The organism is Peribacillus simplex NBRC 15720 = DSM 1321 (assembly GCF_002243645.1).
In the GTDB taxonomy this organism is placed as follows: Bacteria; Bacillota; Bacilli; order Bacillales; family DSM-1321; genus Peribacillus; species Peribacillus simplex.
Genome location: NZ_CP017704.1, coordinates 1,837,343 through 1,853,452, shown reverse-complemented (window position 1 = coordinate 1,853,452; position 16,110 = coordinate 1,837,343). Strand labels below are relative to the sequence as shown.

The following is a 16,110-nucleotide window of genomic DNA, read 5'->3' as shown; positions in this document are numbered from 1 at the left end:
AAGACCATTCCGCTAACAGGAATGGTCTTTCTTATTCTTATACGTACCGGTGCATACACTTTATGAGATCCTTTTTTCATGAAGCGTTTTTTTCCTGTCAGGAAGGAGTTGAGGAAGATGCTTTATTCCCACAGGCAAGGCGATGCCGACAATGATCAAGCACATCCCGAACCATTGCAGTGACGTAACCTGTTCATTCAAGAAGATGACGGAAACGACCATCGCTGAAGGCAGTTCCGCTGCGCAAAGAATCGTTCCAAGCCCGACACCCACTTTTGGCAAACTGACAGCAAAGAAAAAGAAAGGAACTAGAACACCCAAAGTGCCGAGCAGCAGACCGTAGTACCATAGGTTCGTTTGGACAAGATTCGTCACAAGTGTGACGGGATTAGTCGTGAATACAGCAGTCAGCATGCCACCCGTTGCAATGAAAAACAACCGTTTCATTGAAGATTCCCCAACTGCGAATTGAGAGTTGCAATACATATACAGCGCAAAAAGCAAAGCAGACAATAGTCCGAACAATACGCCTTTTAGGCTTAGGCCAGATAGAGGCTGACCAAAGATCGCCCCTGCCAATAATGTACCGATGAAGAGGACGAAAATGGCAATGAGTTTATTTTTATCCGGGCGTCTTTTATTTAAGAAACTTTCAATAAGGACGCCTATCCAGGTAAATTGAAATAAAAAGACAACGGCAATTGACGCGGGAAGCTCGGATACGGAAACGGCATATGCCTTTCCGACGAAAGTGGACATCATGCCCGTGATTAAAAGTAATCCGGCACTCTTCCATGAAACTTTATATTTAAACGAAAAAAGAAATATTACGGAGACAATCAGCCAACCTACGAGGTATTGACTGCCGACCAGTTCTCCAGAAGAATGGCCATCCATGAATCCAAACTTGATCATGGTGGATAATGTACCATATGAGATCGAACCGATTAAGACCATTATGGAATACTTCAAAAGTTGCATGTTTTTCACCCCTGTAAAAATAAAAATCGCCACCTGCCAAAAAGGCAAGTGACGAACGAAAAAAGGAAATCCTTTTAAAATTCCGTCTCTCAACAAAAGCTGAGTTTAAAAAATTGTTTGTGTTGCATTAACTTAGCTTAAAGTCTTTGTGAATATTTGTCAACCAGAAAAATAAGTTAAGCCTGCAGTCGATCTTTAAGCTGAGGCGGTGGCAGAGGTTGGAGATGTTCCTTTCATGCATAGTAATTGAAAACCCCCCAAAGAGGCGATTATGCCGAATGGGGGGGACGTGTTTAATCGCCATTTTGCTGCAAGTCTTCCAATGTACCACGGTATTCCGTGTCTTTCATTTTGCGAAGATTAGGCTTTTTTTCTGCAGTTGGCTCATCGTTGGGCTTTTGATTGTGAAGCTTGGAAAGTGCCAAACGATAATCCTGATCTTTCATTTTCAATTCATCATTGTCTGTTGGGACGATGATTTCGGTAACGGGATCATCAACAGAAGAGGAAGTGGAATCTTCAAACGAGTTCTCTTCCTCGACAACCGGCGGCTTATCATCAGGTGATAAGGCTTTGATATTGAATGTGATCAAGCCCGTAACCGCTAATATGGCAACGATGATTATTAGAATTATGCCCATTGAATCAAGCCTCCTAGAGCTCGTTTATGAATGAACGGGTGACATGGGCTACCCGTTTTCCTAATGCTTCTCCAAGCTGCAAGTCATTTTTGGTGATGTTGTCATCCACACCAGGCGGACAGCTTATCCCTACTCCATAGTAGGAACCATATAAGGCGTTTTCCGGGACAGTGCCGGGTAAGCCCACAATGATCATGCCTTGATGTAGCATAGGGGTGATTAAGTTCAGCATGGTAGCCTCGAGTCCGCCATGTACAGTGGCCGTCGTACAGAACACAGCACCCACTTTATTGATCAGCGCCCCTTCCGCCCATAGATACCCAAGTTTATCAATCCATGTTTTCAAGCTCGAGCTGATGGTGCCGAAATGACCGGGACAGCCCCAAATGATGGCATCCATTTCCTGAAGTTTATAAACATCCGCCTCGTTTACATGGTCAATGAGAACCTCAGCCCCAGGAACCGCAGCGGCTCCTTGAGCTATTGATTCGGCAAGTGCTTTCGTATGGTTACCTTCACTGTCGTATACAACATAGATCTTCATTTTAATTCCCCCATTTAATTAAACCGATTTTTTTACTGGTGAAGGAAGCAAAGGTACATCCAAATGTTCTTGTTTAGCTTTTTTCATTGCTTTGTCCTTCCGAACGTCACGCAAAAACAGTGAGAGAACGATACCGGCAATTGAGAAGCCTGTTGCCCAAAAGAATGCATCATTGATTCCCATCACATTTGCTTGACCCTGGATTTGTGAAGAAATCAGCGACATGGCAGTTTCCTGTGCCTGTTCACTAGTTTGATTCATCGAACTCATGATGGATTGAACGATTGTTTGGAAATTCTGAACAAAACCCGGATCACTCGTACTCATTTCAGTTCCTAAAGCAGTTCCATGGAAAGAAGCACGGGTAGTATAAATGGTCGTCACAAAACTCGTACCAATGGCTCCGGTTACTTGTTTCAGCGTATTGCTCATTGCCGTACCATGTGTATTTAAATGCTTAGGAAGCTGATTCATCCCAGCTGTCATGATCGGCATCATCAGTAAAGACATTCCAAGTGCGCGGATGGCATAGATGATGACCAAAGTCGAATAGGTTGTTTCCGTAGTCAATTTAGCGAATTCGAAGGTTGTGACGGCAGTAATCGCTAAACCAATTAGTGCTAATGGACGAGGTCCGATTTTGTCAAATAATGCTCCTGAAATGGGTGACATCACCATCATCACAAGGGCCCCGGGTAACATCAATAGACCGGATTGAACTGGTGTAAAGCCTCTTAAAGTCTGCAAATATATAGGCAATAAGAATATCCCGGTAAACATGGCCACTGTGACGATGGCGGAAATGATATTCGATAATACGAACATGTCGTACTTAAATACACGGAAGTCAAGCATAGGTGTATCAGATTTTAGCTGTTGAACCACAAATAGGGTCAAGAGTATCAGCCCAATGATGATCGTTCCCAGAACGATGGAATCCGTCCAGCCTTTGGAACCTGCTTCACTGACACCGTAAAGTAATGAAGCAACACCTAGCAAGGATAGAGAGGCGCCCATCAAATCTAATTTGATTTTCTTTGGTTCTGCCACATTACGCATACTTAAAAAGGCGAGTGTCATGACAATCATGCCTAATGGCACCATGGCGTAGAACATGACCCGCCAGCTATATTCCTGAATCACCCAACCTGATAAAGTCGGGCCGATGGCAGGGGCAAACATAATGGCGAGTCCAAAGATTCCCATTCCTTTCCCGCGCATTTCCGGAGGGAAGATGAAAAGGATGATCGTCATGACCAATGGCTGCAGGATCCCGCCGCCAGCCGCCTGGATCAGCCGGCCTGTAAGTATGACGGGGAAATTTGGTGCGATGCCGCAGATGAATGTCCCGACGGTGAATAGAAACATGGCAGCAAGGAATAAAATCCGTGTGCCAAACCGTTCTATTAAAAAAGCGGACAGTGGAATCAAGGCTCCATTCACGAGCATGAATCCAGTTGATAGCCATTGAATCGTAGTCGCAGCTACATTGAATTCTGCCATCATCCTCGGCATGGCGACACTAAGCAGGGTTTGATTCAAAATGACCATGAACAAACCTAGCATTAAGATAATTAACATGGGGGCAAACTGTTTCATTCCCTTGTTTTCATTTACTGAGATGGTTTGAGAAGCCATTTAAAGAAAAGCCTCCTTTCTGTATAACTGTGTAGCCTGCTTATTTAGTTGAAATTTTCACTTCTGCGTTCATTCCAGGCAGAACTTTATCGGATGGTGCTTTGATGGAAATTTTAACTGGTACTTTTTGAGTGACTTTCGTATAGTTTCCGCTGCTGTTTTGATTGCCCATCACTGAAAAGACAGACGTTGTGGCATAACCGATCTGTTCCAATGTACCTTCGAAGACAGTTTCGGGATCTCCATCGATGATAATATCGACGCTGTCACCTTTTTCGATATCCTTCAATTTATTTTCTTCAATATTAGCCGTTATGGACAGATCATCCATATTGATGGTCTGAGCTAGCGTTTGACCCGCTTGAACAAGCTGCTCATCATGCACTTGTGCTTTAACGATTGTACCTTGTGCTGCGGTTTTTACTGCTTCTTTTCCGTCTAAGGTGGTTACATTGGCAACTTTGTCATCCTTACTTACGCTGTCTCCTTCGTGTAAGTCCCAATCTGCTAGTTTACCGGCAGCAGGGGCAACGATGGTATATAGCTCTCCCGACACTTTCGCTTCATCCGTTTTAATGAAATTCGTGCTTTCATAATAGTAATAAGCCCCACCGGCTAATACCGCTACTATAATAACCAAACCAATGACATTGATTAAAACTAAACGTCCTCTATTCACTTGTTTCGCCTCCAAAAATATTGATAATGTATTCCCTTTTGATTAACGTTCATTAGCTAGAAGATACCGCCTCCTATTCTAAAGTTTATTTATTAATTTTAATAAATATTAATTTTTATAAGTATTAATATTATTAAGTAAAGAGTTTACCAGTTTAATTATTTTTTGTCATGTAATTTATTCGGAAAAATAGTGGGAAATAAATACAGTGATATAGTAAAAATTTGAATTTTTTTTAGTTTTAAGGATATATGGAAAGTAAATTTGACAATGGAATGTCATTTAATTAAATTTAAGAGGTAGGATTGTCCTATATAAGGAGTGAGAAGGCTGGAATTTAAATGGGAAGTAACTAATAGTATAGAAATGCAGATTTTTCGGATTAGGAAGAAGCTTAGGGCCATCGTAGCAAAAAATCTTCAGCCTTATGGATTAACGTCGCCTCAGTTTTTCATATTATTGATATTGAAAAAAGAGGGGTCGATCAAATCGACCAAGCTGGCTGACTTCTTAACCGTAAAGCCAAGTGCGATTACCGTATTTGTAGATAAGCTGGTTGAAATGGATTATGTGAAACGGCAGCCATCTGAAAAGGATCGCAGAGTCATCAATCTTGAATTGAAAGAGGCAGGGGAAGCGATTTTGGGGAGAGTCCTTGCGGATCATAACCAATTGATGGGCAAGAACTTCAACTCATTCTCAGAAGATGAGCTGCAGGATCTTTTGAAGAAATTGGATACGATTGAAAAGGCTGCTGATAAGAACCTTTTGGATGATTGAATGAGGGCCTGCTCTAAATAGAGACGAAAAAAGACGGTTCCCGGGGAACCGTCTTTTTTAATCTTCTTCATACTGGACAGATATTTCGTTATCTTCCTTATGGAAGGACTGGAAGCTGACGATCAGCTTTTCAAGATGTTCCAATTGTTCGTCATATTCTATGACTGCAGAAATCAATGGTACAAGGCGGGCAGAGAGATGGCCCAGATTATCATGCATTTCGTCCACTTGATTCTGCTGTTCGAAAAAGTGGGCGAGCAGCTCTTTACGACTTAAACAATCCTGGTCCCAATCTTCAATCTCCTCGATGGCCTTGATTTTTTCGATATGCAGTAATATCAACTGTTCATGCTTGCGGATCAAGGAATCAAGCTGCTGTAAGATGCTCCGTTGGAAATCTTCAGGCATTTGATATACTTCATTCTCGAATTTATGGACTCTCTTCAAGGTTTCAAACGCTTTTTTTGTCGTTATGATCATCTGCCGATAAACGACAAGCTTTCTTGCTTTAGCTACACTGTTCTTCTTGAAATATTCCCGTTCCTCTTTGTACATGGAATAGATATGTTCCAGGTCGAGTAACTCCGCCTTCAATCGGCTGATGTCTTTTTTCAATAAAGTGTGTTCTGTAGCATGTCTAGTGCTGATTCTGATCCATTTCAAGATGTCTTCAGTTACATCTGTAATGCGTGTATAAAGCTTTGCTTCGTACTTTGGAGGAATGAAGACCAGATTCACGATAAACGAAGAAACGATTCCAAGCAAAACGGATGAGAGACGAATAAAGGCAAAATTCAGGAATTCCCCGTCCTGGCTTTCCATGATGGCAATGACCGTAACGATGGAAAGGACAATCGTTTTATCCATTTTCAGTTTTAAATTGATGGTTATGACAACCATTACGGCAAGGCCGATTATAAAAATATCATTTCCGAACAACAAAACGAAGGAGACAGCAACCAATGCGCCAATGATATTTCCTTGAATTTGCTCCAACACCGTTTGATATGAACGGTAAATGGTCGGCTGTATTGCAAAAATTGCAGCAATCCCAGAAAGGACAGGAGCAGGAAGGTTAAGCAGTTCCGATAGATAAAGCGCTAAAACAATTGCTATTCCTGTTTTGAGAATGCGGGCACCAAACTTCATATATGGGTTAATCCTTTCTTTGTGTTGTAATTGATCTGGTAACAAAAGGCTCTATTTATATATAGGCTTTTGCTTAAAGTTGTATTCTAACTTATTTGTTAGTACTTTACACTAAAATAAGAAGATGTAAACAAAAAGTAATATACAGGATTTTCCTAAGAGTTACAATAGCTAAAATCAAGTTTAATATATAAAGAAATGCTAGGCAATTTCTTGATTGCTTTCAACTGTGTTTTTCCATCGTTTACTGGAAAAGGCTGATGCTCGAATTGAAGAGCATCAGCCTTTTTTAATATATTTTTGGCATCACTCCGTGGAAACAGCAGGATCCGCCTGTTCTTTAACTGGAACGACCTGTATGAAGTGCTCTCCAGGATTTTGAAGCAGTGCCTCTAAGGAGGCCGCTTCTTCGGTTTGGCTATGATCTTTCAAGAGGGAAGTGTATTTGCCAAGAAGTTCGGCCACGTCCTGCAGGCCTTTTGCGGATAGGGGCTCAATGGAAATCTTTGCCCCTTTAGCAACCCGTTTCTTAATGACTTCTTTGGTTAATCCAGATTCAGGCTGTTGCCGTAAATAAACGACACCGCCTGTCATCCCCGCGCAAATCCATGGACCGGGATCACCCAGAACCAAACCTCTTCCATTTGTCATGTATTCAAAAGCGAATCCCTTAATATTGGAAGTAACCGCAATATTACCGTTTTCCTTTTCAGGAAGCGGTTGTTTCAATAAGCCACCAATGATCATATCCGCTCCGGAAAGCCGGATTCCCGCCCTGGCATCGGCATCACCTTGGGCAATGAGAAGACCATGCTGTGCACCGTAACCAAATCCCTTACCGACAGAGCCATTGTAGAACTTCCCATCTTTTCCGGGAGATTTAAAGATGGCAATATTTCCGCCAATCGATGTTTTGCCAATACCATCTTGGGCACCGCCATTCACGCTGATTGAAATTCCCTCCGTATTGTATGCCCCAAGACCATTACCCGGGATGGAACCATCCTGGTAGGATAGGTGAACGGGAGGAAGTTTTTTGTATGATCCATCCAATCTGCCCCTAACGCGGTGACAGGACACCCTGCTGCCGAGTACACGCTGCTCGGAAGTGATCGAGCTATAGCTACGGGATTGCTGCAGATCATCTACATGCGAATCCAGATATTCAGCGCCAACGGCTACCTGCATGGAGCCTTCATTCAAATATGCCGCCGTTTCTTTATGTGAGAACGGTGTTATATCCAGGTTTTTCAATAAATAGGTTAAATCCAATGATTGTTGACCTTTAACTTGCTGTAGCAAATCGGAACGTCCGACGATATCCTGAAGATTCTTCACCCCAAGTGATCCTGTCAAAGATTTGAGTTCTTTTGCAAATGCACTGAACATATTCGTTAATCCCTGAACGGCTAAATCAAACTTTCGTGGAACAAATCGGCGCAGCCCATGTTCTTTCGCCTGCGCTTCCGATTCAATTTGAGTGGCGATGCCCACATGGCAGGTATCAAGGTGACATCCACGGCATGTTGTACAGCCGACGGCTATCATCGAAAGGGTCCCAAAACCTACACGGTTTGCGCCAAGCAGCATGACCTTCAATACATCCATCGAGCTTTTTAACCCACCATCAGCCCAAATTTCAACATTCTGACGAATACCTGACTCAAGCAGAGCATTATGGGCCGCTTTCACACCTATCTCAACTGGTAGACCGACATGTGCGAGTGCATGGATCCTGGCTGCACCCGTTCCGCCATCAAAACCAGAAAGCGTTATGATATCGGCCCCAGCTTTTGCGACGCCCACAGCAATCGTACCAATGTTTGGAACGACCGGTACTTTGACGGCGACTTTTGCTTTGTCATTTGCCGTTTTCAGCTCATGGATCATTTGGGCCAAATCTTCAATTGAGTATATATCATGGTTATTGGAAGGGGAGATCAAATCGGAACCGATTGTTGCATTTCGGGCTTCTGCGATTTTCGCTGTGACCTTGGAACCGGGAAGGTGACCGCCTTCACCAGGTTTTGCCCCTTGCCCAATTTTAATTTCCAATAGATTTGAAGAGTTCAAGAGTTCTGCATTGACACCGAAGCGGCCGGAAGCGATTTGCTGTCCGCGGGATTTCGGGTACTTGCCCAGCATATCCTTGATTTCCCCGCCTTCACCATTCATGCTGATCATGCCTAACCTCTCGGCAGCTTCTGCATAGGCCCGGAAAGCAATCTCATTTTGTGATCCAAAGGACATAGAGGCTATGACGAACGGCATTTCCTGTTCGCCGACCGAAAGACTGACTTCTTCAGAAGGGATGGAAGCATCTGAAGTTTTTAATGATGTCAAGTGACGGATCGCCGTAGGATTGGATTCTTCCTGTTCAGTGATCTTTTCACGATAAGCATCATAGTCCCCGGTTGAAGCAACTTCCCCGATAGACTTCCAAATTCTAGGAAATAAATGAAAGGTCTTTCCCATCCGTTCTTTTTCATTGCCGTAATCTTCTGCACGCTGGATGGCATCTGCCTTGATTTTATCAAAATTATAGTCCAGATCATTGGATCCGAAGAAGTTAGCCACATTTAAATATTTCGCGATTTCCTCATGTAAACCGATGCTTGAGAAAAGTCTTCCATAGCCGCGCAGCTCATGAATGCCAATGGTGGAGATGACTTTCTCAAGGCCTTTCGTCAAGGAGTTATATAGATTGGTAACCCCCTTGAGGTCTTCTGAAGATAAGGAAAGGAACATATAATAGGGGCTGATTAAGTTGGCCCCAAGACCATAAGAAACGATGATATCATGCAATGATCTTAGCGATGCTGAACGTAAAAGGATGGAACAATCACGGCGCTTGCCTGTGCGGACCAACGCTTGATCGACGGCTGAAGTGACGAGGTGTGGATCAAGCCAAAGGTTGCCGTTTTGATGGGCAAGGGCATCATCCAGAACGAGCAGCGTTTTTCCTTCATCCACTGCATTGACACTTTCATCCGTAATCCTGGTCAAGGCATCCGTGATGTTTTCATCCTCTTTGAACGTGCTTGAAATGAAATGCACGAGTTTTTGATCTTGGTTATATTTAATGAACTGATCATAGCTTGGCTGCGATACGATAGATGAACACTCATAACCAGTTGATCCTTCAATCAATAAGGGAGTCAGCAGCTCCGTAACATTTCCTGCCTTATTCGCTTCGAAAAGGGAAGGACGTTTCCCGATGATCGTTCTTGTTGAGAAATGCTCGGTTTCCCGGTCCCGGTCGATCGCTGGGTTGGTTACAACGGCCACACTTTCCTTGATGAAATCAGCAATGTTGGTCCGTTGGGGATTAAGTGCTGCCAGTGGCGCATCGTGACCAAGTGAACGAATGGGCTCAGCGCCTTTTTCGGCCATCTGTTCCACTAATTGGACATGCTCCCTTTCCCACCCAAAGGCTTTATACTGCCCATTATGAATGGCTTGCGTGTTTGTCATGGAAACAACCTTTTCAAAAACTTGGGGCTGTAAGCGGACTCGGTCATTGGAAAGGACGAAACGATCATTGAAGAGTTCAAATACTTTATCCTGGTAATCCTTGTATGTGTACAATTCTATACGGTCGCCGTTCCATTTCAAACCTATTTTTTCCCCTGGACCCATCGGTTTCGGATCTCCGGTATATTCACTGGAAGGGATGATTCCTGGTTCGGAAGTGAACATATAGGATGATTCCGTTTCAATATTCCATAGTGGGCGCAAGCCTAAAGAGTCGACAGAGAACACGGCTTCATCGCCGAAACGGGAGATGATGCCTGCCGGACCTTGTGCAAAATGACCCCATGCTTCCCTTAAATACGTATATAAGTCTTGTAAGTGCTCGGGATATTCCTTGATTTCATTGATGATTGGCGGAAACATAAGATCGACAGCTTCAAATAAAGAGTAGCCATGACGGCAGATGAAAGTTTCGATCGTCTTGTTTAAATCCTGTGAGTCGCTTCCATCTTTAGCGATGGGAACTCCGATCATTTTCGCTTCATCACGCAATTTGGCGATGGTATTGATTTCGCCATTATGACCAAGTACACTGAAAGGCTGGACCCGGAAGAAGCTTGATAGAGTATTAGTTGAAAAACGATTATGTCCCAGTGTCATGGTGGAGGCAGCCAAAGGATCGGCAAGATCAAGATAATAGGCAGGGAGCGTATCCCCAGCGCCCATCACTTTGTATACCGCATGATGCTGGCTTAAAGATGCAACATGGATGAAATCACTTTTTTCGATGTCGGAAGTCAGCTCAAAAAGAACATTTGAAAGCTCCTGGTTGTTATTGATGGTGGAGGAACAGGCAAATTGCCAGAACACTGGGTCTTCTTGAATGGCAATCGGTCCCAATGCCTCGGAACGGTAGGCTTTATCCGTTTCGAATATCAATGAGAGACCATGTTGGAGCAGTTTCTCCTTAACTTCGATTTTTAAGTCGTTAGCTTCTGTTTTTTTGCTTAAAAATAAGTGGCCGACTATAAAGGAATCTTGATCGACGATGCCTGAATCGACATTTACCGCTTCAAGCTTCTTTTTCCAAAGAGCCCGGGGAATATCGATATGGATGCCGGCGCCATCGCCCTCACCATTGATGAAGCCGCAGCGATGGTTCATTTTAACCAGGGCGTCGATACAGGCAAAGATGTTTTCGTTAGTAGGGATCTTCTTTTTTTCGATGCAGGAAACAATTCCGCAGGCATCATGTTCTTCCTTGTGAAATTCTTTGAATGTAGCAGGTGTCCATTGTTGGGTCATATATGTGGCTTGAATAAGGTTACCCTTATTCTCTGCCTTTCACCTCCTGTAGCATGTGTTTAATGGGGGAAATATTAGTAAACCCGAACAATAGTCCAAGTTTTGATAGATTGAAAGATAGTGTATAAATGTATATAAATGTATCCATATCATATCATTTAAATATTCAGAAATCAATTTTTTATACAATGGGATGGATGCTTTGAATGATGGGATTTTTGTGAGAAGTGGCTTTAAATGCTAATATTAAAGATTTATTACAGGTAAATAGGAAACCCTCAGGATTGATGTACATCCTGAGGGTGTATAAAAAATGCATAATTATGCTGATTCGATTTATTATAATAGGTTTTTGAATGCATGTTCAACCGCTTTTAGAGTATAAGCGATATCATCATCCGTGTGAGCAATTGTCAAGAACCAGGCTTCGTATTTGGATGGTGCCAAATTGATTCCCTGATTGAGCATGAGTTTGAAGAACTTAGCGAACATTTCGCCATCCGTATTTTCCGCCTGCTCATAGTTTTCAATTTTTTCTGTCGTGAAATAGATCGTCAATGCCCCTTTAAGACGGTTGATGGTGATCGGGACATTATATTGGTGAGCCGCTTTCAGGATACCTTCTTCAAGGATTTTTCCCAGCCGGTCAAGCTCTTCGTACAGACCCTCTTCTTTAAGTACTTCTAAGCAAGCTATCCCGGAAAGCATGGAAGCAGGATTTCCTGCCATCGTACCTGCTTGATAAGCTGGTCCTAGCGGGGCGACAGTTTCCATGATTTCTTTTTTACCGCCATAGGCACCAATAGGAAGCCCGCCCCCGATGATTTTTCCAAGCGCGGTCAAATCGGGTTGAATTCCCAAGAAGTCCTGTGCCCCTCCATACATGAAGCGGAACGCTGTGATGACCTCGTCGAAAATGACGAGTGATCCGGCTTCGTGAGATAATGAAATGACTTCTTCCAAGAAGCCAGGGCTTGGTTCCACGATTCCAAAGTTGCCGACGATCGGTTCAACAAGCACGCCTGCAATTTCATTGCCCCATTTATCAAGCGCTTCTTTAAATGACTCGATATCATTGAAAGGTACCGTGATGACTTCTTGTGCGATGCTTTTTGGAACACCGGCAGAGTCCGGTGTTCCTAGAGTGGACGGGCCGGAACCTGCAGCGACGAGAACAAGGTCGGAGTGTCCGTGGTAACAGCCTGCAAACTTGATGATCTTATCGCGTCCTGTGTAAGCGCGGGCAACACGGATTGTGGACATGACTGATTCGGTGCCTGAATTGGTGAAGCGGACTTTATCCATGGATGGTATGGCTTCTTTCAACATTTTGGCAAATTTCACTTCATGTTTTGTCGGGGTGCCGTATAAAACGCCCGTTTCTGCTGCTTTAACGATAGCATCCGTGATATGTGGATGCGCATGCCCTGTAATGATCGGGCCATATGCAGCTAAATAATCGATATATTTATTGCCGTCGACATCCCAGAAATAAGCCCCTTTGGCATGATCCATCGCAACTGGTGAACCGCCGCCTACGGCTTTGTAAGAACGGGATGGGCTGTTAACCCCGCCAACGATATGTTCCAATGCCTCTTTATGTAAAAGCTCCGAATTACTAAAATCCAATCTTAAAACCTCCTATAAATATAAACATATATCCCCTTAATCATAGCACTTTTCCGTCCGTAAATCTGGGGTGGAAGGCTGGTAAATGTGATTCGTCCCCTGATGGAACCGCTGCAGCCCTAGAAGCATCCGGATTCCGGGCCATCATTTTGTTTGGGAAATGGGGCCGGATCCCAAAACTTCGGTTATGAAAGTAAGAATGGCCAAGATGGTGGCAGGGTTTTCGATGTCGAAGGATTGGCGGTTCATTTCGCCCTGGGCTTGATAATAGATTAGGTGACCGGTTCCTTTTTCTTCATTAATACGAAGGTGGAAACTTATGGGGGTGCTTTCGATCGATCCGCTGGAATCCCTTTGGATGACTTGGCATAACAATTCCCCGTATTCATCTTCATAAAGGAAGTCATATCGGAGGTCGATAACGACCTTTTCGATTTGGGATAGTAATAATCTTTTGATATTCATAGCATACTCGTCTCCTTTATATATGTATCTGGTACAACGATCATTTCTCCCTGAAAATGGTATATGGCATCCAAGCATTTTTATTGTCTAAAAAGGTTAGGTTGGATAAACTAATTCATTAGGACAAGAGATTACGGAGGATGTAACAGGATGAGTGATGCAATTCAAGTGAAACAGCTTCGGAAGGAATTTAAGTCGGCATCAAGCCGTACAGGGCTAAAGGGTGCCTTCCGGGATTTACTTACCAGAAATTATAAAATCGTCCCTGCCGTCAATGATATCAATTTTACTGTAAAAAAGGGTGAGATGGTAGCTTATATCGGGGAAAATGGTGCAGGGAAATCGACCACGATCAAAATGCTCACTGGTATTTTGGAACCGACAGCAGGTGAAATCACGGTCAATGGCATGAATCCGCATAAAGAAAGGGAAAAGTTCACTCAGACAATCGGAGTCGTATTCGGTCAGCGCTCACAGCTTTGGTGGGATATTGCAGTTCAAGAATCCTTTAGGCTGCTAAAAAAGGTCTATAAGGTAACGGATGAACAATATAACGATCATATGGAACATGTCATCAAGACGCTTGATATCGGACCTTTGCTGGACAAACCAGTGCGTAAACTCTCACTTGGTCAGCGAATGCGCTGCGAGCTTGCGGCAGCCTTGATCCACAATCCGCCTTTGCTGTTCCTGGATGAGCCGACGATTGGACTTGATGTACTCGTGAAAATGAAGATTCGTGAGTTCCTGAAAGAAATCAATGAAAAATATAATACGACAATCCTTTTGACTACCCATGATTTAGGAGACATTGAAGCATTATGTGAGCGCGTAATCATGCTTGATGAAGGACAAATCATTTATGATGGTGAATTGCAGAGTTTAAAAGATAACTGGGCTGAGGAAAAACAGATCCATTTTCAATTCATCGAGCCGATCGCATTGAAGGAATTGCAATCATTAGCGCTCCCATTTACCGCTAACTGGGTTTATGATGAGAAAAATCAAACATACATTGCCTTGTTAAAAGAAGAAAGTGATCATATTTCACAGCTTGTTTCGGCTGTTGTATCTCATTTTAAAATAAAGGACATCAAAATCCATGAAACTTCCATTGAAGAGATTGTTCGAAACATTTACGAAGAAGGCACTGTCTGACTCTCTTATCATTAAGAAACAACGTGTCTATCAAGAAGGGGGAGGGCCATGGGGAAGTATCTTGCAATGATCCGCATGCGTTTTTTGATGATGCTTGCGTATCGAACGGATTATTATACCGGCATTTTAATTTATAGCATTAATATCGGTGCTTATTATTTCTTATGGAATGCGATATATGGAGAAAAAAGCTCCATCGAAGGACTTTCAGGTATGCAGATGACAACCTATGTCGCGGTTGCATGGATGGCGCGCGCTTTTTATTTCAATAATATTGACCGCGAAATCGCCACTGAAATTAAAGACGGCAAGGTCGCCATTGAAATGATCCGGCCTTATAACTATTTAGGCATGAAAACGATGCAAGGACTTGGGGAAGGGATATTCCGTTTCTTTTTCTTCTCGATTCCAGGAATGCTGCTGGTAGCTTTCATTTTTCCTATCGAATTGCCGCACGAGCCGGCTACGTGGGGGATATTCGGCATTTCCTTGCTGTTCAGCTTCATCATCAATACACAAATTAACTTATTGACGGGAATCACTACCTTTTTCTTATATAATAATGCCGGATTGATCCGGGCTAAAAGGGTTATCATTGATTTATTTTCCGGTCTGCTGCTGCCCATCAGTTTCTATCCGATATGGGCGCAGGAAGTGATGAAATATTTGCCCTTTCAAGGGATCAGTTATGTACCAAGCATGATTTTTACGAACGGGTACAGTTCAGGCGAAATTGGCATGGCGCTTTTACAGCAGTTAATTTGGTGCATCATTCTCATAATACCGATTCAGCTTTTATGGATAGTCGCAAAAAAACAGCTGATTATTCAAGGAGGTTGACGGGATGTTTTATGTATCGATGTTTTTTCAATATGTGAGTCAATATATGAAAACAAGATTGCAATATAGAGCCGATTTTTTCATGGAAATCCTATCGGACCTGCTGAATCAGGTCGTGAATCTGGTATTTATCTTAGTCGTTTTTGGACATACCCAGTTTTTAAGCGGCTGGAGCCGTGAAGAAATCATATTCATTTATGGATTCTTCCTTATCCCATTCGCCCTTTTTTCTGCCTTTTTCAACATCTGGGATTTTAATGACCGCTATATCGTCAAAGGTGAAATGGACCGGATATTAACAAGACCGATACATAGCCTGTTTCAAGTCATTTTAGAAAGAATCGAGCTAGAAGCGTTATTTGGTGTTGTGACCGGTTTGATCATTATATTCTATTCGGGGATTTCATTGGATTTGCAGCTTACTTGGTATGACCCGATTCTTTTCATCATTTTTGCAATAGGCGGGGCCCTAGCTTATGCAGCAATTTTCGTTGCGATAGCAAGCATTGGGTTCTGGTCGGATGCGAAAACATCCATCATGCCAATGATGTACAATATCGGGAACTACGGGCGATATCCTGTTGATATTTATAATAAGGTCATCCGTTTTGTCCTTACATGGGTGCTGCCATTCGCGTTTGTTGGTGTCTATCCGGCATCTTATTTCCTTAGAAAAGAAGAGTGGTATGCATATGCATTTGCCACACCTGTAATTGGGGTTGCCTTTTTCGTGATATCCGTTTTCATATGGAATCAGGGAGTGAAGAGGTACCGCGGGGCAGGGAACTAAAAAAAACCCTTCAACAGCATTCATGTTGAAGGGGTTT

13 protein-coding genes are annotated in these 16,110 nt (G+C 43.1%); 4 read left to right on the top strand and 9 right to left on the bottom strand.

Annotated features, from left to right (window positions below; all coding sequences use genetic code 11):
- Positions 1–60 precede the first annotated feature (60 nt).
- The 5 genes from BS1321_RS08785 to BS1321_RS08765 all read right to left on the bottom strand — a co-directional run bounded on the left by BS1321_RS08785 (position 61) and on the right by BS1321_RS08765 (position 4,483).
- Complete coding sequence (locus tag BS1321_RS08785) at positions 61–981, bottom strand: EamA family transporter (RefSeq protein WP_063234825.1); 921 nt, start codon at positions 979–981, stop codon at positions 61–63.
- A gap of 293 nt (positions 982–1,274) precedes the next feature.
- Positions 1,275–1,622 (bottom strand): hypothetical protein, encoded by a 348-nt coding sequence (locus tag BS1321_RS08780; protein ID WP_063234826.1) that lies wholly within the window; start codon positions 1,620–1,622, stop codon positions 1,275–1,277.
- A gap of 13 nt (positions 1,623–1,635) precedes the next feature.
- On the bottom strand, positions 1,636–2,166 hold the full coding sequence (locus BS1321_RS08775; protein WP_063234827.1) for an NAD(P)H-dependent oxidoreductase: 531 nt from the start codon (positions 2,164–2,166) through the stop codon (positions 1,636–1,638).
- Between the two features lie 18 nt (positions 2,167–2,184).
- Positions 2,185–3,804 carry a DHA2 family efflux MFS transporter permease subunit gene (locus BS1321_RS08770; RefSeq protein WP_063234828.1) on the bottom strand — a complete coding sequence of 540 codons (1,620 nt, stop codon included), beginning with the start codon at positions 3,802–3,804 and terminating at the stop codon, positions 2,185–2,187.
- A 40-nt stretch (positions 3,805–3,844) separates the two neighbouring features.
- Positions 3,845–4,483 carry a biotin/lipoyl-containing protein gene (locus BS1321_RS08765; protein WP_063234829.1) on the bottom strand — a complete coding sequence of 213 codons (639 nt, stop codon included), beginning with the start codon at positions 4,481–4,483 and terminating at the stop codon, positions 3,845–3,847.
- 321 nt (positions 4,484–4,804) lie between these two features.
- Here BS1321_RS08765 and BS1321_RS08760 point away from each other — a divergent pair, with 321 nt between their 5' ends.
- Complete coding sequence (locus BS1321_RS08760; protein WP_063234830.1) at positions 4,805–5,263, top strand: MarR family winged helix-turn-helix transcriptional regulator; 459 nt, start codon at positions 4,805–4,807, stop codon at positions 5,261–5,263.
- 57 nt (positions 5,264–5,320) lie between these two features.
- On the opposite strand, the gene BS1321_RS08755 is transcribed toward BS1321_RS08760, so the two are convergent.
- The 4 genes from BS1321_RS08755 to BS1321_RS08740 form a co-directional block, all read right to left on the bottom strand.
- Positions 5,321–6,412: an FUSC family protein gene (locus tag BS1321_RS08755; RefSeq protein WP_063234831.1), complete on the bottom strand. Its 1,092-nt coding sequence runs from the start codon at positions 6,410–6,412 to the stop codon at positions 5,321–5,323.
- A gap of 306 nt (positions 6,413–6,718) precedes the next feature.
- On the bottom strand, positions 6,719–11,191 hold the full coding sequence (locus tag BS1321_RS08750; protein WP_063234832.1) for a glutamate synthase-related protein: 4,473 nt from the start codon (positions 11,189–11,191) through the stop codon (positions 6,719–6,721).
- A 339-nt stretch (positions 11,192–11,530) separates the two neighbouring features.
- Positions 11,531–12,820: a glutamate-1-semialdehyde 2,1-aminomutase gene (locus BS1321_RS08745; RefSeq protein WP_063234833.1), complete on the bottom strand. Its 1,290-nt coding sequence runs from the start codon at positions 12,818–12,820 to the stop codon at positions 11,531–11,533.
- 144 nt (positions 12,821–12,964) lie between these two features.
- The gene (locus BS1321_RS08740) at positions 12,965–13,285 is read right to left on the bottom strand and encodes a hypothetical protein (RefSeq protein WP_063234834.1); all 321 of its coding nucleotides are present in this window, start codon (positions 13,283–13,285) and stop codon (positions 12,965–12,967) included.
- Positions 13,286–13,435: 150 nt separating this feature from the next.
- Between BS1321_RS08740 and BS1321_RS08735 the strand changes: the two genes are divergently transcribed.
- The 3 genes from BS1321_RS08735 to BS1321_RS08725 are packed head-to-tail and all read left to right on the top strand — an operon-like array spanning position 13,436 to position 16,073.
- Entirely contained in the window at positions 13,436–14,443 is a 1,008-nt protein-coding gene (locus BS1321_RS08735; RefSeq protein WP_063234835.1) for an ABC transporter ATP-binding protein, read from the top strand.
- A 48-nt stretch (positions 14,444–14,491) separates the two neighbouring features.
- Complete coding sequence (locus tag BS1321_RS08730; RefSeq protein ID WP_063234836.1) at positions 14,492–15,283, top strand: ABC transporter permease; 792 nt, start codon at positions 14,492–14,494, stop codon at positions 15,281–15,283.
- Between the two features lie 4 nt (positions 15,284–15,287).
- The gene (locus tag BS1321_RS08725; protein ID WP_063234837.1) at positions 15,288–16,073 is read left to right on the top strand and encodes an ABC transporter permease; all 786 of its coding nucleotides are present in this window, start codon (positions 15,288–15,290) and stop codon (positions 16,071–16,073) included.
- Positions 16,074–16,110 lie beyond the last annotated feature (37 nt).